This window comes from Frankia sp. CgJB1 (assembly GCF_977947065.1).
In genome coordinates, this window is the sequence record NZ_CDWTNB010000058.1 from 1 (window position 1) to 20,664 (window position 20,664).

The 20,664-nt window shown below is 71.5% G+C and carries 12 protein-coding genes and 3 pseudogenes; 7 read left to right on the forward strand and 8 right to left on the reverse strand.

The features are described 5' to 3' along the window. From malQ to AC08OT_RS09050, 4 genes are all read right to left on the reverse strand, one after another. Positions 1–2,306 (reverse strand): 4-alpha-glucanotransferase (gene malQ / locus AC08OT_RS09035; protein ID WP_476602713.1); only part of this gene is annotated, 2,306 nt, incomplete at its 3' end. Positions 2,307–2,422: 116 nt separating this feature from the next. Continuing rightward, positions 2,423–4,090 (reverse strand): HAMP domain-containing sensor histidine kinase, encoded by a 1,668-nt coding sequence (locus tag AC08OT_RS09040; protein WP_476602712.1) that lies wholly within the window; start codon positions 4,088–4,090, stop codon positions 2,423–2,425. Next, positions 4,087–4,815: a response regulator transcription factor gene (locus tag AC08OT_RS09045; RefSeq protein ID WP_476594520.1), complete on the reverse strand. Its 729-nt coding sequence runs from the start codon at positions 4,813–4,815 to the stop codon at positions 4,087–4,089. The genes AC08OT_RS09040 and AC08OT_RS09045 overlap by 4 nt, the downstream gene beginning before the upstream one ends. A gap of 168 nt (positions 4,816–4,983) precedes the next feature. Then, the gene (locus AC08OT_RS09050) at positions 4,984–6,312 is read right to left on the reverse strand and encodes a mechanosensitive ion channel family protein (RefSeq protein ID WP_476592989.1); all 1,329 of its coding nucleotides are present in this window, start codon (positions 6,310–6,312) and stop codon (positions 4,984–4,986) included. A 402-nt stretch (positions 6,313–6,714) separates the two neighbouring features. Here AC08OT_RS09050 and AC08OT_RS09055 point away from each other — a divergent pair, with 402 nt between their 5' ends. Together AC08OT_RS09055 and AC08OT_RS09060 are read left to right on the forward strand one after the other, a co-directional pair. After that, positions 6,715–7,230, forward strand: a complete 516-nt coding sequence (locus tag AC08OT_RS09055) for an HNH endonuclease (protein ID WP_476592990.1) — start codon at positions 6,715–6,717, stop codon at positions 7,228–7,230. A 141-nt stretch (positions 7,231–7,371) separates the two neighbouring features. Then, positions 7,372–8,904: an SDR family oxidoreductase gene (locus AC08OT_RS09060; protein WP_476592991.1), complete on the forward strand. Its 1,533-nt coding sequence runs from the start codon at positions 7,372–7,374 to the stop codon at positions 8,902–8,904. Positions 8,905–8,949: 45 nt separating this feature from the next. Here AC08OT_RS09060 and AC08OT_RS09065 read toward each other — a convergent pair whose 3' ends face one another. Then, positions 8,950–11,061 (reverse strand): ATP-binding SpoIIE family protein phosphatase, encoded by a 2,112-nt coding sequence (locus AC08OT_RS09065; RefSeq protein WP_476592992.1) that lies wholly within the window; start codon positions 11,059–11,061, stop codon positions 8,950–8,952. Between the two features lie 396 nt (positions 11,062–11,457). Between AC08OT_RS09065 and AC08OT_RS09070 the strand changes: the two are divergent. The 4 genes and pseudogenes from AC08OT_RS09070 to AC08OT_RS09085 form a co-directional block, all read left to right on the forward strand. Further along, a pseudogene (locus AC08OT_RS09070) lies at positions 11,458–12,672 on the forward strand (alpha-amylase family glycosyl hydrolase); the annotation flags it as partial. A 121-nt stretch (positions 12,673–12,793) separates the two neighbouring features. Further along, a pseudogene (locus AC08OT_RS09075) lies at positions 12,794–13,033 on the forward strand (alpha-amylase); the annotation flags it as partial. A 193-nt stretch (positions 13,034–13,226) separates the two neighbouring features. After that, a complete protein-coding gene (locus AC08OT_RS09080; protein WP_476592997.1) occupies positions 13,227–13,361 on the forward strand; it encodes a hypothetical protein in 135 nt (44 codons plus the stop codon). Between the two features lie 32 nt (positions 13,362–13,393). Beyond that, on the forward strand, positions 13,394–13,816 hold the full coding sequence (locus AC08OT_RS09085; protein WP_476595532.1) for a globin: 423 nt from the start codon (positions 13,394–13,396) through the stop codon (positions 13,814–13,816). Between the two features lie 49 nt (positions 13,817–13,865). On the opposite strand, the gene ettA is transcribed toward AC08OT_RS09085, so the two are convergent. Next, complete coding sequence (ettA, locus tag AC08OT_RS09090; protein ID WP_476592993.1) at positions 13,866–15,548, reverse strand: energy-dependent translational throttle protein EttA; 1,683 nt, start codon at positions 15,546–15,548, stop codon at positions 13,866–13,868. Between the two features lie 213 nt (positions 15,549–15,761). Between ettA and AC08OT_RS09095 the strand changes: the two are divergent. Then, positions 15,762–16,982, forward strand: a pseudogene (locus AC08OT_RS09095) (DUF1254 domain-containing protein); the annotation flags it as partial. 212 nt (positions 16,983–17,194) lie between these two features. Here AC08OT_RS09095 and AC08OT_RS09100 read toward each other — a convergent pair. Then, entirely contained in the window at positions 17,195–19,579 is a 2,385-nt protein-coding gene (locus AC08OT_RS09100) for a DUF7846 domain-containing protein (protein WP_476592994.1), read from the reverse strand. Between the two features lie 89 nt (positions 19,580–19,668). Then, on the reverse strand, positions 19,669–20,346 hold the full coding sequence (locus AC08OT_RS09105; protein WP_476592995.1) for a single-stranded DNA-binding protein: 678 nt from the start codon (positions 20,344–20,346) through the stop codon (positions 19,669–19,671). Between the last annotated feature and the right edge of the window lie 318 nt (positions 20,347–20,664).

Sequence of the window (20,664 nt, forward strand, 5' to 3'; positions counted from 1 at the left end):
AGACCTAGGGGTGCCGCACCGGTGGACGACGCGCCCCGGGCCTGGGCAACCCGGACCTGGGCAACCCGGGCCTGGGCAACCCGGACCTGGGCAACCCGGGCCTGGGCAACCCGGGCCTGGGCGAGGAGCTCGCCAAGCCGGCGCACGTCCGGATCGGTCAGCAGGCGTTCCACCGTAACCGGCCGACCGGCGGAGTCGGTCACCGGGAGCCGCCAGTTCGGATAGGCATCGGTCGTGCCCGGCAGATTCGGCTGATGCCGGTCGCCCAGCGCGTCACCCGGCGACCCGAGCACGATGCGGCACGGAGACCGCACCAGCAGCCGGTGCAGCGCGAAAACGATCTCCTGCCGAACGGCGGGGCCGAACGCCTCCCGGAGGGCGGGGTCAAACTCCGGCCGGCCGCTCCCGCCGGGGTTCCCCCGTCCGCCGAGGCCCGCCGCTGCGCCAGCCGGATCCACCAGTCCCTCGGATCGCACCAGCTCGACCAACGCGTCCCGCTCGGCTCGCCAACCGGCCGCCTCGGCCTCCTCCGAACGCCCGAGCAGCCCCAACCGGGCGCGGGTGCGCACGTGCTCGCCCTCGAGGTAGCCGGCGGCGGTGGGCAGGTCGTGCGTGGTGAGGCTGGCCATCGTCGCCGCCCGGTACGCCGTCGGCGGCGACGGCCGGCCCTCGGCGTCCTGCTCGAACCACAGCACCGTCGAACCCAGCACGTCCAGGCGGGCGAGCGTCGTCGCCACCGACGCCTCGACGGTACCCAGATCCTCCCCGACGACGACGGCGCCGGCGCGGGCGGCCTCCAACGCGAGCAGGCCGAGCATCGCCTCGGCGTCGTAACGCACGTACGTCCCGTGAGCGGCGCCCGCCCCAGCCGGAATCCACCACAGCCGGAACAGGCCGAGGATGTGGTCGACCCGCAGCCCGCCGCCGCGGCGCAGCACCGAGGCAACCATCTGACGCAACGGCGCGTACCCGGCCTCGGCCAGGGCATCCGGCCGCCACGGCGGCAGCCCCCAGTCCTGGCCCTGCTGATTGAAGGTGTCCGGTGGGGCCCCCACGCTCGCGCCGACGGCGAGAACGTCCTGCAGTGCCCAGGCGTCCGCACCGCCCGGATCGACGCCGACGGCCAGGTCGTGCACGATCCCGGCGGCCATCCCGGCGGCCCGGGCGGCGGCCTGCGCCGCGGCGAGCTGCTGGTCGCAGCGCTGCTGGAGCCACACGTGGAAGGCGACGCGGTCGGCCAGCTCCGCCCTCGCCTCGGCGACGGCGGGCGCGCCCGGATGAGCGAGACGCGCCGGCCAGGTCCGCCAGTCCGGGCCGTACCGCTCAGCGAGCGCGCTCCAGGTCGCGAAATCGATCAGGTCGGACCCGGCCGGCTCGGCGGATGCCACCTGCTCGCCGCCGCGCCGGAAGACCTCGAAGAGCAGTTCCAGCGCGGCCAGCTTCGCCCGCCACACCGCGTCCCGATCGAGCAGACCGTCCCGCCGACCGTCGCGGCGGGCGCCACGGGCGAGCTCGTCAACGGCCGACCGGGTGGCGGGATCGGCCCGAGCGTACTCGGGCGTCCGCTCCGGTCGCAGGTAGAGCGGGGAGACAAAACGGCGGCTCGCGGGCGAGTAGGGGGACGCCGCGACGGGCAGGGTCGGCGCACCCGCATGCAGCGGATTCACCAGCAGCACGTCAGCACCTGCCCGGCCCGACCAGTCGGCGAGCGTCGCGAGATCGCCGTAGTCCCCCATCCCCCAGGACGACGCCGAGGTGAGCGCGTAGAGCTGGATCATCCAGCCCCAGGCGCGGGCCGGCGGAGCGAGGGCGGCGGGGCCGGGCACCGCGGCCGGCACGGCGACGACCTGGCAGCGATGCCGCTCGGTTCCGGCGTCGACGTGCAGCACGTGGTCCCCCAGGGGCAGGCCCACCGGGAGCCCGATCGGCCGGGCGACCCAGGGCACGCCGTCGAGCACCCGCTCGGCCAGGGGGGCGCCAGGGGGATCGAGGACGACCCGGCCGCCGGTGCCGAGCTCCAGCTCGGCGTATGGAATGACATCCACGGGCGTGTGAACGACCACCGGGCGCGGTGCTGCGGCGACGACGACGGCGCAGGCCGGCACCCGGCGTCGCCAGGGCCGTTCCAGCGCCGCCGCGAGCGCCGCGGCGGGATCCGTCGGATCGACCCCCGCCAGCCGCAGGACGGCCCGGACGGTGTCCGGCGCAACCTGTACCGGGACACCATCGGCCCCGAGGTAGGACGTCGCCACACCGGACACCGCGGCGAGTTCGGCGAGGACCTGGTCGACGGCGGGGTCCACCACCGGCGCCCCGGCGGGCTGCGGTTCCGCCGGGGCGGTGGGACCAGTGGCGGGCACGGGGGACGCGGACGCGGGGGACGCGGGCGCGGATGCGGTGGGCACGGCAGGGCAGTCGGAAGTCACGACCTGAGATTCTCGCCCGCGCGGTCCGGAGGCGGAGCGGCGCCGCCCGGCGGGTTCGGCTCCGGGCCCGGTGCGGTGGCCGAGCCCAGCGGACCGGGGTCGTCGACGACCGGCAGCCGCATCCGCAGCAACGCCCCGCCACTCGGAGAGCTCTCCGCGGTGACGGTACCCCCGTGGGTGTGCACGGCATCCGCGACGATCGCGAGGCCGAGCCCGGATCCGGGCAGGCCCCGCGCGGAGGTGGCCCGGTAGAAGCGGTCGAACACCTGCGCGCGGTCCTCCGGCGCGATGCCCGGTCCGTCATCCGCGACGGTTACCTCGCCGTCCCGGGAGCCGACCCGGACGACGGAGGCGGGCGGCGAGAACTTCACGGCGTTGTCGAGCAGGTTGGTGACTGCCCGTTCGAGCATGTTCGCCCGCCCGTCGACCGTCGAGGACGTCGCGTCGACCTCGATGCCGACGCCCTTGCCGGTGGCGCGGCGCCGGGCCCGTTCGGCCGCGGATCGCACGATCTCCGCGAGATCGAGCCGTTCCACCTCCTCGGTGGGCGCCTCGTCCCGGGCGAGCTCGACCAGTTCACTGACGAGGCCGGACAGTTCGCGCATCTGCGCGCCCACGTCGCGCAGCAGCGCCTCACGGTCGGCCGCGGGCAGCGCGCGATGCGGGTTCGCTTCGGCGCGCAGCAACAGTTCGATGTTCGTGCGCAGGCTCGTCAACGGGGTGCGCAGCTCGTGGCTGGCATCGTCGACGAGCTGGCGCTGGCGGGCCCGGGACGCCTCCAGCGCGCGCAGCATGCTGTTGAGGCTCTCCGCCAGCCGGGTGATCTCGTCGGATCCGGTCACCGGGATGAGCGCCGACAGATCCTGGGTGCGAGCGACCTCCTCGGCGGCCGCGGCCGCGGCGTCAACGGGTTTGAGCGCGGCACGTGCCACGATCTGTCCGGCGAGCACCGAGCCGACCACCCCGACGATCCCGACGACGAGCAGCACCAGCGCGAGATCGCGCAGGGTCCGGTCGACGTCGGTGGTCGGCCGGGCGAGCTGCAATGCACCGCCGGACGCGGGACGTTGCAGCGGAACCGTGACAAGTCGGTAGGACTGCCCGTCGATGGCGATCGTGCGCAGGTTCTGGGCCCGCTCCCGCCGGGCCACCTCGGCGTCGGCGGAGTCGACCGGGATCCGCATGCTGTTCCAGGACGAGACGGCGTTCTCCAGCGGATTGCCGGCGGCATCGAGGAACTGGCCCTCCAGCCCGAAGCTGAACGCCTGCAGTTCCAGCCCCAGCGGACTGGTCTGGATGGTGTGCGCCGACGCCTCAGCCTGCTCTACGAGCTGGTCGTCGATGGCCTGGTTCAGCACGATGCTGGTCGCCCCCAGCGACACCCCGGCGACGACCGTCACGGCGGCAGCCACCGCCATCCCGACAAGCAGGGCGAGCCGAGCCCGCAATGTCAGCTGACCGAGCGGGGAGGAAAACCGGATCCTGGAGTGACGTCCCGGGTGGACGCGCCGCGTGAACCCGTCCAACCGGCCGGCGCGCCCGTTCACCGCCACCTGCCCCACTGCCGGCTGCCCCGCTGCCACCTGCCCCGCTGCCGGGCGACCCGTCAACGGCTGCGGCCACCACGGCGATGGCGCGGCCCCCTGGTCGGGGGCACTGCTCACGCGCGGTCCCCCGACGGCTCACGCAGCACGTAGCCAACTCCGCGCACGGTGTGCAACAGCCTGGGCTCGCCGTTCGCCTCGAGCTTGCGGCGCAGGTAGCTCACGAAGACCTCCAGCGAGTTCGATGTCGGGCCGAAGTCATAACCCCAGACCCGCTCCATGATCATGGAGCGGGAGAGCACCTGACGCGGATGGGCGAGAAACAACTCCAGCAGCTCGAACTCGGTCTTGGTCAGAATCAGCTCCCGATCACCGCGGGTCACCTGGCGGCTAGCCTGATCCAGACAGACCCCGCCATAGCACAGCGTCGAGCCGGGGATCCCCTTGGACCCGTCCGAACCGGCCGCCCGCACCCGCGCGGCCAACGCCGCCCGGCGGATCAGTGCCCGCAACCGGGCGAACAGCTCCTCCAGCGCGAACGGTTTGACCAGGTAGTCGTCGGCACCGACGTCCAAGCCGCTGACCCGGTCGGCCAAGCCGTCCCGGGCGGTCAGCATGAGCACCGGGACGTCGTCGCCCTGGGCCCGCAGCCGACGGCAGGTCTCCAGCCCGTCCACCCGGGGCATCATCACGTCCAGCACGACGATGTCCGGCCGCTCGCGGCCGATGACGCCGAGCGCGTCCGCCCCGTCCACCGCCGTGGCCACCTCGTACCCCTCGAACCGCAGCGAGCGTTCCAGGGACTCCCGGACCGCCGCGTCGTCGTCCACCACCAGTACCCGCACGCCCCCAGTCTGCCTTCACCCGACACGGTGATGGTGCTGCGCGGGGCCGGTCTCAGGAAGACATACCGCGATCCTCAGGACAGTTTCAGCCACCGTGAGCCCAGACTGCCCAGCACGCCCAAACCGCCCAGACCCACCGGCACGCCCAGACTCACCGGCACGCCCAGATCATCCCCTCAACCGCGACGGGTCGGGGGCGGGCGGGTCGATCCGTGCCCGCGGCAGATCCGTCCCCTGAGCGTCCGCGGCACCCCCGCCGACCCCGGCATCCGGATCCGCGTCGTCCTCCGCACGGCTCCCGGCGGTCTCCTCGTCGTCGTTGACCATGATCACCTCACTGCGTTGCACGGAACCGAGCTCGATCCCGGCCGCGCCAAGCGAGGTCCGGACCCGCTCACGCAGCTCGCGCGCGACCTCCCACTGCTTGAGCGGCTGGGTCTTGATGGCGACACGCAGGGTGTAACCGTCCGAGGTCATGGTCTCCATCCCCCAGACCTCGGGCTCGGCGAGGATGAGGCTGCTCCACTTCGCGTCCGCCCAGAGCTCGTTCGCCGTCCGGGCCAGCACCCGTTTGGCGGTGGCGACCTCGGTGTCGTAGTCGAGCGGAACGTCGAGCACGGTCCGTGCCCATTGCTGGCTCTTGTTACCGACCCTGGTGATCTCGCCATTCCGGACGTACCAGACGGTGCCCTCGACGTCACGCAGTCTGGTCGTCCGGAAACTGACCGCCTCCACGGCACCGGAGACCGGACCGAGATCGATCACGTCTCCCACCCCGTACTGGTCCTCCAGCAGCATGAACATCCCCGACAGGAAGTCCCGGACGAGGTTCTGCGCACCGAAACCGACCGCGACTCCCAGCACACCGGCGCTGGCGACGATGGGGGCAAGATTGATACCCAGCTCGCCCAGGATGCTGAGGAAGGCCAGGCCGAAGATGAAGATGGACGTCACGCTGCGCAGCAGCGAACCGACCGTCGCCGCACGCTGACGGCGCCTTTCCATCAGCACCGCCGGATCGCCGAACGCGCCCAGCAGAGAGCCGGCGCGGGAACCCCGGAACAACCCGCCCCAACTGCCGGAACCGGTCCGTTCGGTGGCGTGTCCGATGTCGGTGGTGCGCCGGATGAACCGGTGCAGCAGCGCCCGCACCACAAACGCGATCACCAGAATGAGCGCGATGCGGATCGGGGTACCGAGGAACACCTCAGCCCCGGAGGCAAGATAATTACTGTGGGTAATGTCGTAGACGGTGCGGCACAGCAGCCCCGGATCGGTCCCGCAGGCGTCCCGCAGCGCGGTCGCAACGCCCTCCAGGGACACCAGCGGGTCAGAGGTCACCGACGGGCTCGGCGAGGGCAGTGGGGTGGGCGTCGTCAGCCCGGACGTCGGGCCCGGCACTTCGGTGGGTGACGGCGAGGCGGACAGCAGCATTCCCAGCGACGGGATGAGAGGCTGAGCCAGCAGGGACGGGGCGGGCGTCACGGCGTCGATCATCCTTCCGGTCGATTGCGATCATTCGAAGTTCCTCGAGCAGGCCGAGGTCACCGGCCCTCCCGCGCTCACGGCGGCGCGGGCGGCGGCCGCAGATCAGTCTCACCCATGCCGGTGGCCCGGCGGTGGGGGCCCCGATCCGGTCGGCGGACAGCCACGCTCCGACCCAACCCGGCCAGGTCTCCCATCACACCCGAAAAAGCACTTTCCGTATTGATGCGGTCACAAAATGGTCGCCTGTATGTGACAAAGGCCACGAGATATGTGCAGCGCCACGGCACGAAAGGCGATGACCATGCAAACAGGCTCGCGTTCTGCCGCAGAAGAAGGTTGACTGTCCATTGTCACCGGAGACGCTGGGCAGAACGGCCCGCAAAGGGCCCTCGGTGGGCAGGAGGTCGGCGCGTGGCAGAGGCGCTGGTTCTCAATGCCACGTACGAGCCTCTGTGCGTGGTGTCGCAAAGGCGCGCGCTGGTGTTGGTCCTGACCGACAAGGCCGTCATGGTCGAATCGGCCGGGCAGGTTCTTCGGTCCGCGACGGCCTCCGTCGATGTCCCGATCGTGGTCCGGTTAGCGCGTTTCATCCGGGTGCCGTACCGCTCGCAGATCCCGCTGACCCGCAAGGGTGTGCTGGCCCGCGACCATCATCGCTGCGTGTACTGCAATGCTCCGGCAACATCACTTGATCATGTCATTCCACGCTCCCGTGGGGGCCCGCATGCGTGGGAAAACGTCGTGGCGGCCTGTGGCCGCTGCAACCATCTGAAAGCCGACCGGGCCGTCGCTGATCTCGGCTGGCGGCTCCGCACGGCGCCACGGGCGCCGAGCGGAGCCGCTTGGCGCATTCTGGGCTCCCGTCGGATGGATCCACGCTGGTCGGCCTACCTAAGTACCGACGTGACCGAGGCCGCCTCGGCCTGACGGCACCCGCCCGGAGCGTCCTCTGCCCGGGCGTCCCCGCCTGCCCGGGCGCCCCGCCTGTTCGAGGCGTTCCCAGGCACGGCGACGGCAGATCGGCCGGATGCCAGGGTACGGCGGGACCTGCCAGGGCAGCTAACCTGCATGCGCATCCTCGTCACCGGGGCGACCGGGTACATCGGCGGCCGGCTGGCTCCCCGCCTGCTCGACCGTGGCCACCATATCCGGGCCATGACCCGGGATCCCCTCCGGCTGCGGGACATCCCATGGGCCGCCCGGGCGGAGGTCGTCCGCGCCGACGCCCGGGATCCGGAGTCGTTGCGGTCCGCGCTCGACGGGATCGAGGTCGCCTACTACCTCATCCACTCGATCGACGGTGGTGGTGACTTCTCCGCGGTCGACCGGCGGGCGGCGAACGCCTTCGCCGTCGCGGCCCGGGCGGCCGGTGTCCGCAGGATCGTCTACCTCGGCGGGCTGAGCCCGGCGACGACGGGTGGCACGTCCGCCCATCTGAGCTCCCGCCAGGAGGTCGGGAGGATCCTGCTCGGCTCGGGGGTGCCGACGATCGTGCTGCGTGCGGCGGTCGTCATCGGCAGCGGCAGCGCCTCGTTCGAGATGCTGCGCTACCTGACGGAGCGCCTGCCGGTGATGCTGACGCCGCGCTGGGTGCGGACCAGGATCCAACCGATCGCCGTCCGGGACGTGCTGCACTATCTGATCGGCGCTCTGGACGTCCCCGACGACGTCGAGGGCACCTTCGACGTGGGCGGCCCGGACATCCTGACCTATGCGGAGATGATGCAGTGCTTCGCCGCCGTCGAGGGGCTGCGGCGCCGGATCATCGTCCCGGTTCTGATCCTGTCCCCCGAGCTGTCCTCGCTGTGGGTCGGGCTCGTCACCCCGGTGCCGGGCGGCATCGCGAGGCCGCTCATCCGTTCCTTGCGCAACGAGGTGGTGGCCCACGACCACCAGATCGCCCGCTGGATCCCCGATCCCGCCGAGGGACTGCTGCCCTTCGACGCCGCGGTGGCCCTCGCGCTGGCCCGGGTGCGGGCACGTTCGGTGAAGACCCGCTGGTCGACGGCGGTGTGGCCGGGATCGGGAGGCGCATCGGACGACGGGGACGGCGCCGGTGCCACGCGCCCCCCGAACGAGCCCCTGCCGACCGACCCGCAGTGGGCCGGGGGATCCCTCTACGTCGACGAGCGCAGCATGGCCGTGGCGGCGCCGCCGGCCTGTCTGTGGCACGTCATCGAGGGCATCGGGGGCGACAACGGCTGGTACTCGTGGCCCCTGGCCTGGTCCGCCCGCGGCTGGCTGGACACCGCCCTCGGTGGCGTCGGTCTGCGCCGGGGTCGGCGTGATCCGCAGCGGGTGCACGCCGGGGAGGCTCTGGACTTCTGGCGGGTCGAGGAGATCGAACCGGGCCACCTGCTCCGGCTGCGTGCCGAGATGAAGCTGCCCGGCGAGGCCTGGCTGGAACTACGCTCGATGATCGACGCCGAGGGCACCACGACCTACTGGCAGCGCGCGAGTTTCCTGCCCCGCGGACTTCCCGGGCAGCTCTACTGGTGGTCGGTCAGCCCGTTCCACGCGGCCGTCTTCGGTGGAATGCTACGCAACATCGTGCGCAAGGCCGAGGACGAATGGGCCACCGGCGCCGTCGCCACCGCCTGATCACGCGGCCTCGGCCCGGCTCGTCAGGTGGCCCGGCAGCGGATGCTATCCCCAGGAGCGGCCCTGGACCGGCGGGTCGAGGGGAGGCTTCCGGGACAGGCCCGCCGAGGGAGACGGATTGGGCCTGACGATCGGTCTCGTCGGGCCGGCGGCACCCGGCTCCCGGTCGGGTATCTCGATATCGAACCAGACACGCTTGCCCCCGGGGGTCATCTCCACGCCCCAGGCCAGCGCCAGCGCCTCGACCAGCAGCAAGCCCCACCCCGACTCGGGCTCGGGTTTGTTCTCCGCGGCCGCGCCGGGCCGGGGCAGATGCGCGCCTTCCCGGTCCTCGACACTGATCCGCAGCCGACCGGGTTCCATCGATGCCCGCAGCACCAGATCACTGCGGGCGTGCAGCACCGCGTTCGTCACCACCTCGCTGACCAGCAGCGTCGCGTCCTCGACGGAGGTGATCCCGCATTCGGCGAGGACCGAGCGCATCGCTGTCCGGGCCTCGCCGGCCGACGCGGCCACCGCGGGCAACGCGAGTTCGAGCAATGGCGGGTTCACGGCCTGCGTGGTGAGCACCACCATGGCAGTATCGTCGTCGGTCCGGGCCGGGAGACCGGCGGCGATCAGGCACCGTTCGAGCAGCGTGCGGGCGGTCTCCTCGACGGGGCCCTCGCCGGGGCCGTTGACGGTGTCCGGACCGAACCAGCTACGTGCCGCGAAGTTCACCCTGCGCGCCCGGCGCCGCCGGTCCACCCAGGAGCGGCGTTCCGGCACCCCGGGGGGTGGGCCGAGCGACGGGCCGGGGGCCCGCCGATCCGTCCACGCCTTCCCGGTCCGTTCCGCGCTCAGGCCAACGCCCTCGCCCTCGCTTCCAGCCGCCACGTCGGCACCCGCCGCGACTTCGACCGCCTCGAGGCCTGCCGCGGCCGCCCGGGCACGCTGTGCGGTAAGACCGCGTCGAAGATTGTCCAAGCCGTCCACGAGCGGGCGGCGTCGCGACTCCACCAGGCCGTCGGTGAACATCACCAACGCCGATCCGGGTGGAAGCGCGACGGTCGTCTCGCTGAACACCGCCCCCTCGCCGACTCCCAGCGGGAGCCCGGGGTCGAGCACCAGATAGTCGGGGTCCTCGTCGGGAAGGATCACCAACGGCGCGGGGTGGCCGGCGTTCGCGATCGTCGCCCGGCCGGTGTCCCGGTCGTAGACGGCGTACATACAGGTCGCGAGCTGGAGACCGGGCAGCAGGCCGACGACCCGGTCAAGCCGGGTCAGCACCTCGACGGGGCTCCAATCCTCCAGAGCGTAGGCGCGCAGCGCCGCCCGCAGCTGGCCCATCACCGCCGCGGCATGCAGGCCGCGCCCCATCACGTCACCGATGGCCACCCCGACTCGCCCCCCGGCGAGCGGTATGACATCGTAGAGATCGCCTCCAACCTCCGTCCCTGCCGTTCCCGGCCGGTACTCCATCGCGATCTCGACCCCGTCGAGTGCGGGGGGATGCGCCGGCAGGAGCGACCGTTGCAGGGTCAGCGCGGACTCCTGTGCCTCGCGGAAGCGTTGTGCGTTCTCCAGCGCGACGGCCCCCCGCCGGGCGAGGTCCTCCAGCAGGTTCACCTCCGCTCCGGAATAGAAGCCGGTGCCGCGCCCGACAGTGATCGCGCCGAGGATCCGGCCGTGCGCCGGCAACGGGACGGTGACGGTGGGACCGCTCTGGATCCGGCGGAACTGCTGGTAGGCGAGCTCGTACGGGAACAGCGGCACCGGGCGCAGCTCGTCGAAGTCCGGCAGACAGTACGTCTGGCCGTTACGCATGACGACGCCCGGCGGGAAGTCGTCCGCGAGTTGGGGCGGCCGCGTGGCGACAATCGCCCGCATGATCTTGCCGGCTTTCGGGTCGTGGAAGACCGAGGCGCCGAGCCTGACCTGGTCGCCCTCGCGCAGCCACACCAAGGCGCCCGTGCCGAGACGGGGCACGGCGAGTCCGGCGATCAGGTCGACGACCCGATCGGGGTCGAGGGAGGTGCCGAGGACGAGACCGGCATCGGCCAGGAAGGACGGGTCGGAGCCACCCAATCCGTCGTCATGGTCCCCCCGAGCACCGTGGCACAGCGCGCGGACAGCCTCCCGCGCGGCCCGCAGACCTGCGGACGCCGACCGCCGCACCTGATCGGACCTCCGTGATTCACCGACAAACCCTGATATACCGGGCGCATAGGGCGAAATCCCGGTGGATGGTTCCGACGTCACGGGCACACCATCACATCCCCGACCAAATCCGATTCTCGGTACTGCTCCGTAACAGCCAGTCACCTGGTCCACCTGCGGCAGTCTAGTTCGGATATCGGATATCACGCATCAGGGGAACGTCGGCCCGAGCCGCAACCAGTACCCCATCGCCCTCCCTTCGCCCCCACCGACCGGGTTTGATGCTGGATAGGCATCACCCGACCGAGGAACACGCGCTCCGCCGCGCCGTCCCGACGCGGCGGAGCGGTCCCTGGGTAGGCGCACAACAGGGGCACCTGCACCAAAAAGGCCAGGAACGCCAGAAGGAGCCAGATGAGGACACATTATTCTGTTGAGGACTGCCCCACAAAGACACCCTCATCTACTAAGGGAGATAAAATACCTTATTCCTGTCCTCGATCTAGAGTCCAGCACGGCAACCGGAGCGACGCGGGCAAGGACCACGCGGGCAGCGAGAACGTCGAGGGTGCTGGGGACAACAAGGACAACAGCCCAGGAGCCGGCGACGCCGGGGAGCTGGATCGCCCGAATGGCGCCGACGGCCGGGTGCGGTCGCCCGGCCGGGACGGGACGTGGTGGCGCCGGGCCGTGCTGTACGAGGTGTACCTTCGCAGTTTCGCCGATTCCGATGGTGACGGGGTCGGCGATCTGGAGGGGCTGCGGCGGCACCTGCCCGTGCTGGCCGAACTCGGCGTCGACGCGATCTGGATCACACCCTTCTACTCGTCCCCCATGGCCGACCACGGGTACGACGTCGCCGACCATCGCGGCGTGGATCCGCTCTTCGGTGACCTCGCGGACCTCGACGCCGTGCTCGCCGACGCCGCCGAGGCCGGACTCGCCGTGCTGATCGATCTCGTGCCGAACCACTCGAGCTCGGCGCACCCGGCGTTCCAGGCGGCGCTCGCGTCCGCGCCGGGCAGTCCCGAGCGGGAGCTCTACATCTTCCGCGACGGCCGAGGCCCCAGCGGCGAGCAGCCTCCGAACAACTGGGAATCGGTGTTCAGTGGATCGGCCTGGACGTGGGTGGCGGACGGCCAGTGGTACCTGCACCTGTTCGACGCCGAGCAGCCCGACTGGAACTGGGATCATCCCGCCGTCCGCGCGGACCATGCCGCGACGCTGCGGTTCTGGCTCGATCGGGGGGTCGACGGGTTCCGGATCGACGTGACCCACGGGCTGGTGAAGGACGCCGAGCTACGGGACAACCCGCCCGGCGCCCTGTTGGCTCCGGACAGCGGGTTCCGCGAGGAGCACGAGCCCCGGGTCTGGGACCAGGACGGGGTGCACGAGATCTACCGCGAGTGGCGCGCGATCACCGACGAGCACACCGCCCGCGACGGGCGTCCCAGGGTCCTGATCGGGGAGACCTGGGTGCGCGACCCGGCCCGGCTCGCCCGCTACGTGCGACCGGACGAGCTGCACCTGACGTTCTCGTTCTCCCTGCTGAGCATCCCCTGGTCGGCGGCGGCCTGGTGGGCCGCCATCGATGCCGAACGCGCCGCGCTGACGGCGGTCGGCGCGCCGGGCACCTGGGTGCTCGCCAACCACGACGTGGTGCGTCCGGCGACCCGTTACGGCGGCGGTCCCACGGGGACCCGCCGCGCGCGCCGCCCTGCTCACGCTGCTCGCACTGCCCGGCACCGCGGTGCTGTACCAGGGCGACGAGCTAGCGCTGCCGCAGGCCGAGGTGCCGCCGGCCGCCCGTCGCGACCCGATCTGGACGCGGTCCGGGGGCACGTCGCCGGGCCGGGACGGCGCCCGGATCCCCCTGCCGTGGTCGGGGGACACGCCCCCTTACGGATTCACCTCGGCCGGCGCCAACCCGTGGTTGCCGCAACCCGCCGACTGGGCGGACCTCGCGGTCCTCGCGCAGGCGGCCGACCCGATGTCGACCTGGCTGCTCGTGCGCAGCGCGCTCGCCCTGCGCCGTGCCCTCCCCCACCTGCGTGGCGACGACCTGCGCTGGTGGGACGACGCCCCGGCCGGATGCCTGGCCTTCGACCGCCCCCGCGCCGGCAGGCTCGTCGGTGCCCCCGGCCCCGCCCACCTCGGTGGGGCCGGCCAATATGACCTGCGTGATGACGACCGAGGGGGAGATGGCGGTTCCGCTGCCCGGACGGCTGGTGCTCGCCAGCGGACCGGTGGGGTACGACGGCGCGACCCTGACGCTGCCCCCCGACACGACGGCGTGGATCGCGCCCCGCGACGGCTGAGAACACCCGTCGCCCGGATCGGGCCGCACCGCGTGCCGCAGAATGGACGAGTGAGCCAGTCTCCTCCGCGCACTCTCCCGGTCAGCTCCTTCTACGACGCCGCCGGCGGCGAACCGACGTTCCGGAAGCTGGTCGCGCGGTTCTACCAGGGTGTGGCAAACGATCCGGTACTGCGCCCGCTCTACCCGGAAGAGGATCTGACCGGCGCTGAGGAGCGCCTGCGCATGTTCCTCATCCAGTACTGGGGTGGCCCGACCGACTACCAGGAGCAGCGCGGGCATCCTCGGCTGCGGAGGCGGCACGGCCCGTTCGCGATCGGCCCGGCGCAGCGGGACGCCTGGCTGAAGATCATGCGGGCCGCGGTCGACTCCCTGGACCTGCCGCCCGATCTCGACAGGCAGCTCTGGGGCTACCTGTCGATGGCGGCGAACTCGCTGCAGAACCGCCCCGACTGACCGCTCGGTGCCCGCGGGCACCGGCCGGGCGGCCGGCCCGGGTGCGCTCTCAGTCCCGGGTGAGCTTGCGGTAGGTGACGCGGTGCGGGCGGGCCGCTTCCTGCCCGAGACGATCGATCTTGTTGGTCTCGTAGTCGGCGAAGTTCCCCTCGAACCAGAACCAGCGCGCCGGGTCCTCGTCGGTTCCCTCCCAGGCCAGGATGTGGGTGGCGACCCGGTCGAGGAACCAGCGGTCGTGGGAGATGACCACGGCGCAGCCGGCGAACTCCAGCAGCGCGTCCTCCAGGGAGCGCAGCGTCTCCACGTCGAGGTCGTTGGTGGGCTCGTCGAGAAGCAGGACGTTGCCGCCACGCTTGAGGGTGAGCGCGAGATTCAGCCGGTTACGCTCCCCGCCGGACAGCACACCGACGGGCTTCTGCTGGTCGGGCCCCTTGAACCCGAACGACGACACGTACGCCCGGCTCGGGAAGTCGACCTTGCCGACGACGATGTGGTCGAGGCCGTCGGAGACGACCTGCCAGACGTTCTTCTTCGGGTCCAGGCCCGAGCGGGTCTGGTCGACATAGGCGATGTCGACGGTGTCGCCGATGACGAGCTCCCCGGCGTCCGGCGCCTCCTGCCCGGTCAACATCTTGAACAAGGTCGTCTTACCGATGCCGTTGGGGCCGATCACGCCGATGATGCCGCCGCGCGGCAGGGTGAACGACAGGTTGTCGATGAGGAGCCGGTCATCGAAGCCCTTGGTGAGCCCCTTGGCCTCGATAACCTGGTTGCCGAGCCGGGGGCCGGGCGGGATCTGGATGTCCTCGAAGTCGCGCGGGCGCGCCCGGTCCGCCTCGGCGGCCAGCTCCTCGTAGCGGGCGAGGCGCGACTTGCTCTTGGTCTGGCGGGCCTTCGGATTGGACCGGACCCACTCGAGTTCCTGGGCGAGTACCCGGCGCCGCTTGGCGTCCTTCTGGCCTTCGACCTTCAGCCGGGCCGCCTTGTTCTCCAGGTAGGTGGTGTAGTTGCCCTCGTAGGGCAGGGCACGGCCCCGGTCGAGCTCGAGGATCCAGCCGGCGACGTTGTCCAGGAAGTACCGGTCGTGGGTGACGGCCAGCACGGCGCCCGCATAGCGGGCGAGGTGCTGCTCCAGCCAGGCGACGCTCTCGGCGTCGAGATGGTTGGTCGGCTCGTCGAGCAGGAGTAGGTCGGGAGCCTCGAGCAGGAGCTTGCACAGCGCGACCCGGCGGCGCTCACCGCCGGAGAGCAGGGTGACGTCGGCATCGCCGGGCGGCAGCCGCAGCGCGTCCATGGCCTGGTCGAGCTGGCTGTCGAGCTCCCAGGCGTTCGCGGCCTCGATCTTGTCGATGAGCTCGGCCTGCTCGGCGAGGAGGGAGTCGAAGTCCGCGTCGGGCGCGGACATCTTCTCGTTGATCTCCTCGTAGCGGGCGAGCACCCGGCGGATCTCGCGCACGCCGTCCTCGACGTTGCCGCGGACGTCCTTGGTCTCGTCCAGCGAGGGTTCCTGGGCGAGCATGCCGACCGTGTAGCCGGGGCTCAGGGTCGCCTCGCCGTTACTCGGCGGATCGAGGCCGGCCATGATCTTGAGCAGGGACGACTTCCCCGCGCCGTTCGGGCCGACTACCCCGATCTTGGCTCCGGGGAGGAACGACAGGGTCACGTCATCGAGGATGACCTTGTCGCCATGGGCCTTGCGCGCTTTGCGCATCTGGAAGACGTACTGCGCCATGCCATCAACCCTAGGGCATCGCGCCCGCGTTCCTCACAGCGGTGATCGGTGGCCCGTCGGCCGACGCCGGGGACCGGGCGGATCATCGGGTCCTCCCGGTCCCCGGACGGCATCCGGTGGGTACCACACCACGAAGAAGGGCACAGACTGTGGGGGCGACCGCTGCATGGGGACGACCGCTGAAACGGAGATGACGAGCGCGGGGAGGACGGCATGCTCGCGAGTGACCATCGGCTCGGGCTGGCGGCCGAGGCGTTCATCTTCGGATATCCCCTGGTCAGCAATGTCCGGCTGAGCGTACGGACGGCGGCTGAGGGAATCGGGCCGATCCGGCCCGCCGGGTACAACGCCTTCGCTCACGAGACGGAACCGCCCGCGCCACTGTCCTGCTTCGTCAGCGTCGACAACGACGCCCTGTGCTCGGTGGCCGAGGTCGACCTCACGCCGGGTCCGCTGGTCCTGCGGATCCCCGACACGCCGGATCGTTACAGCGTGATGATCTTCATGGACGCCTGGCGGAACAACTTCGCCTACGTGGGACGGCGAACCACCGGCGGACGGGGTGGGCGCTATCTGCTCGTCCCGCCGGGCTGGACGGGCAGCGCGCCCGCGTCGCTGGCCCGCATCAAGGCGCCGACCCGGCTGCTGACGCTGATCAACCGGTTTGGCTTCGACGGCCCGGCGGACATCGCGGCGGTGTCCCGGCTGCAGGAGGAACTGGACCTGAGCCCGCTGGATCCCGAGGCCCGCCGCGCGGAGGGACCGCCGGAGCACTCGAAGAGGGTCTGTGACGACCTCCGGTTCTGGGAGGAGCTGCGCATCTGGCTGCGCGCCTATCCTCCGTCGCGGGCCGAGGCCGAGTACGCCCGCCACTTCACCTCGCTCGGGATCCTCAACGATCCTTCGCCGTACATCGACCCCAACCCGGGCCTCGCCTGGTCCCTGCGCACCGGGCTGCGCGCCGGCCGCGACGAGCTCGAACGGGTGGCGCACGCCGGCCGGGCGCTGACGAACGGCTGGGTGAGCACCCCGCATGCCCTCGACTTCAACCTGGACCGACTCGGACCAGGCACGATCGACGATCCGGCCTGGCGGATAAGCGATCGGGCACAGGCCCGTCTCGCCCGGGCGATGGCCGCCCGGCTGCCGCGGGGCGCGACGCACGGCTACGAGGAGATCCAGGCGAGCCGTGCTATCGACACGGACGGCCGTCAGCTGAGCGGGGCCCACCGGTACCTGCTGGAGCTGGTGCCGCCTCCGCAGGCCGTGTTCTGGTCGCTGACAATGTACGACGCGCCCGAGTATTACCTCGTCGAGAATCCCCTGCACCGGTATTCCCTGCGGAGCGGCGACCGCGATCTGCGCCGCGGTCCGGACGGCTCGGTGCGCATCCTGCTCCAGAGCGATCCCCCGGAGGACGGCGGGCCGCTTGCCAACTGGCTGCCCGCGGCAGTCGGTGATTTCCGGCCCGTCCTACGGATCTACGAGCCGGGGACTGACGTCCTCGACGGAACGTACATGCTTCCTCCCATCCGCCGCATCGACCGATCACCGGGCCGACCGATCACCGGGCCGACCGATCATCAGGCCGACCGATCACCGGGGGATCGGGGCGCCGGGGCAGGCAGGTTACCCGGGCGGGCAGGTCAGCCTCGACGATCATCGATGATGATGCGCAGCGGCGGCCGACGCCCCTCGCCGACCTCATCGACCTCCCCCAGGGATCCGAGCACGGTGACCGGCGGGCCGGCAGCCGGCCGGGAACCGTCCGACCGGGAGCTGTCCGACCGGGAACCGTCCCGTGCGGCCAGCCGCACGGGCAGCACCTTATGATCAAGGAAATGTTCCCGTCCGGAAGGGCTCGTCGCGTAGTAGGCCACGGTGATGGAGGTGCCCCGGCCGTCCCGCACGGTGCTCGCCGACGGACGGCCGAGGGATCCGGAATGCACCGGGGACCGGCCGGAGTCGTTGCGGTCCGTCGTGGTGCCGCCGGGGCTGTCCGTGCCGCCGGCGATGTTGGTGATACTGGTGATATTGGCGACGTCGGTGATATCGAGGCCGTCCGCGTCGACGGTGAGGATCATCGAGGTGGGGATCCGCGGATGGACCGGAATCGACAGGCGGCGGGCACCCTCGGTGAGCACGACGCGGGCGGAACGGGCGCCCGCGGGCGCGGCATCCACTCGCAGGGTCACCGCCACCCGCCTGCCGCTCCTGACCGCCAGCCGTTCGACCCGCGCGGTGGAAGGCGAGGCGGGTGAGCGGCCGTAGGCCGATGCCAGGCGGAGCAGGTAGGCCGGGCGGTCCGCGTGGTCAGCGGCCACGATGAGATCGTCGACCCCCCGCGACACGGCGAACAGGACGGGACCGTCGAGCTTCGGCCCGTTCGCGGTCACCGGAGTGGGATGCCCGAGAAACGGCGGGTTCACCGCGACGAACACGAGCGGGTCGCCCGGCAGCCGATTCAGCATCGCGCTGAGGTCACGGTCGTGCCCGGTGAGCGTGAGGTTGGCGCGCACCGCCCCGACCAGGACGACGGCCGTGAGCGCCAGGATGGCGGCGCCGGTCCCCGCGACGGCGGTGAGCCCGAAGCGGTGCCCGCGGGCGAAGACGGCTTCGCCGGCCCTGACCAGGCCCTCCGCGCCGAGGTGGACGAGCGGGATGAGCACCGGGACCAGGTAGAAGGGGCCGACGTAGCGGATGCCGCCCCACAACTCGGCCGCGTTCCACGCGCCCCAGAAGCCGACGTATCCGCCCAGGAAGAGCAGCCCACCCGCACCCAGGACCGCGGCGGGTGCGGACAGCTGCCGCCGAGCCGCCACGACGATCGCACAGCCGGCCAGCACTACTCCCCCGCAGGCCCAGCCGCCGAACAACCACAGGTGGTCGCCAACCGACTGCAGCCCTTCGACCAGGCCGAAGTCGTGCCTGCCGTCGCCGGGATACAGCTTGCGCAACCCGAAGCCGATCTTGTCGTCGGGTTCGAGGAGCGCGAACGGCAGCCGCAACGGGTCACCGGTGGCGGCGGCGTTGCTGAGCAGGACGAGCACCATGGGCGCGGCGAGCCCGCAAAGCAGCCACCGGCACAGCCACCAGCGCCCGCCCGTGGAGGTCAAGACCAGCCAGATCGCGAGCGGAGCCAGGAGCAGGACGACGTCGTACGGCCGCACCGCCGCCGCCACGCCGAGGGCGAGGCCCGCGACGACCACCGGTGCCGCCCGTCGGCGGCGCCGTCCCCGCAGCACTCCCAGGACGGTCACCTGCAGCAGCACCAGGGTCGGCAGGTAGCTCAGCACCATCGCGCTCTGGAGGATCACCAGCGGGGAGAAGGCGAGCAGGGTCGCCGCCAACGCCGCGGTCCGCCGGCTGCCGGACAGCTCGGCGCCCAGTAGGTAGGTGACGACGACCGCCGCCATGACGATCATCGCAAGCGCCGGATCGATGCTTCCCGTCAGCACGATGCCGATCGCGAAGATCGCGGGTACGAAGGGCGTGTACTTCAACACGTAGTGATCGCCGACAACGGTTCCCAGCCATGGCAGGTAGGACGGCGCCGGGTCCGGGGCGGGCGGGAACAGGCGGCCCTCGGCGAGGGTCCTGGCATGCAGGAGGTAGATGCCCTCGTCGTTATTGACCGACAGGAACGGGAACACGGTGTGCCGGAGGACGACGGCGACCGCCGCGCTCAGGACGGCGAGCACCATCACGTACCGGGCGGGCCCCGAGATGCTCGCGAGACGAACGCGCAGCCGCTGGACGGGAGCCCGCCGACCGTGAGCGTCGTCGGAAGCCGGCGGCCCGGCCGGCGGTTGTTCGCCGTCCGGCCGGGACCGCGGCGTGTCGTTCCGGGGCTCAGCATCACCCCTGGGCGCGGCGACGACCACCGATCCGGGTGTCGCGTGCGCAAGGCCGCTCTCCAAGCCGGGACTCACGACAACCTGCGCATCGATGACGTCGAAGGGCGCCTGCGGCTCTGTCCCAGGTTCGGCGGAGACAGGCCCCGTCGGCCCCATCTCGTGCCGGCTGCTCATCCACGGCACGGTACCCAGCGCCCTTGGCCGCGCCGGACGCAGGTCGGTCCGACTCGCCCTCCAGGTCCCCGCCATCGACGGCTGGACGATCAGGAGAGGTCATGGGAGGAGGAGGGAAACGACTGCCAGGGTGAATCGTCGACCGTCACGGCGGACGGGCGCGGTTCGCCGGGCGCCACACCCGCGCCCTGGAGCCGCCCGGCACCCGCCGGCGGTCCCGCGACCATCGACGCCATGGCCGTCGCGGCAGATGCCGCTCCGGCCGCATCCGCATCCGCACCAGCGACCGGGAAGCCGGCCAGAGCACCGTGCTCGGATCCCACCAGAGCGGATCCCACCAGAGCGGACGGATCACTGGGAACACCCGTCGCGGCCGCCGCCCCCGCGGGGGCGGAGCCCGGGCGACGGGCAAGTCGCTCCGAGCGAGCCGCATGCCAGGTGAGCTCGGTTCCGACCGCATCCGCGTCGATCTCGTAGGTAACCCGCCGTTCCCCTTCGCCCGTCTCGAACGACCGCTGCCGCAGCCGGCCGTAGACGAGCGCACGATCACCCCGGACGAGGCTGGCAGCGACGTTGTCCGCGAGCTGGCGCCAGCAGGAGACCCGCAGGAACAGCGTGGTTCCGTCGACCCAGCGGCTCTCGGAACGATCGAACCGGCGGGGCGTCGACGCGAGGCGGAAGGTGCATATCGACGCACCGTTGGCCGCCATCCGATGATCCGGATCGTCGACCAGGTTGCCGACAAGCGTGATGGTCGTCTCGAGCATGGCGTGCTCCTCGGGTCAGGGACGGATCCGCCGGGCTGGCCGCGAACGGCCTCTCCCACAGTGAGCCGTCACGGCGACTTCGGAAACCCTCGGTTGGTCGCCTGTGGATAACGAGGGTTCATCCACAGGCCACGCATCCCCGGAGCTCGACCTTCCCAGGAGCCCCTACCTGCCAAGATGAGACGAGACAGGCAGTACGTTCCATCTAGGCTGGCTTGGGCGGGGCTGGGAGAGGTAGATCGTGACGATGATGCTGACGGCCGGGCGGGGTCTGGCCGATGATGGTCGGGTGGACGAGTCCGAGCCGGTGGTGGGGCA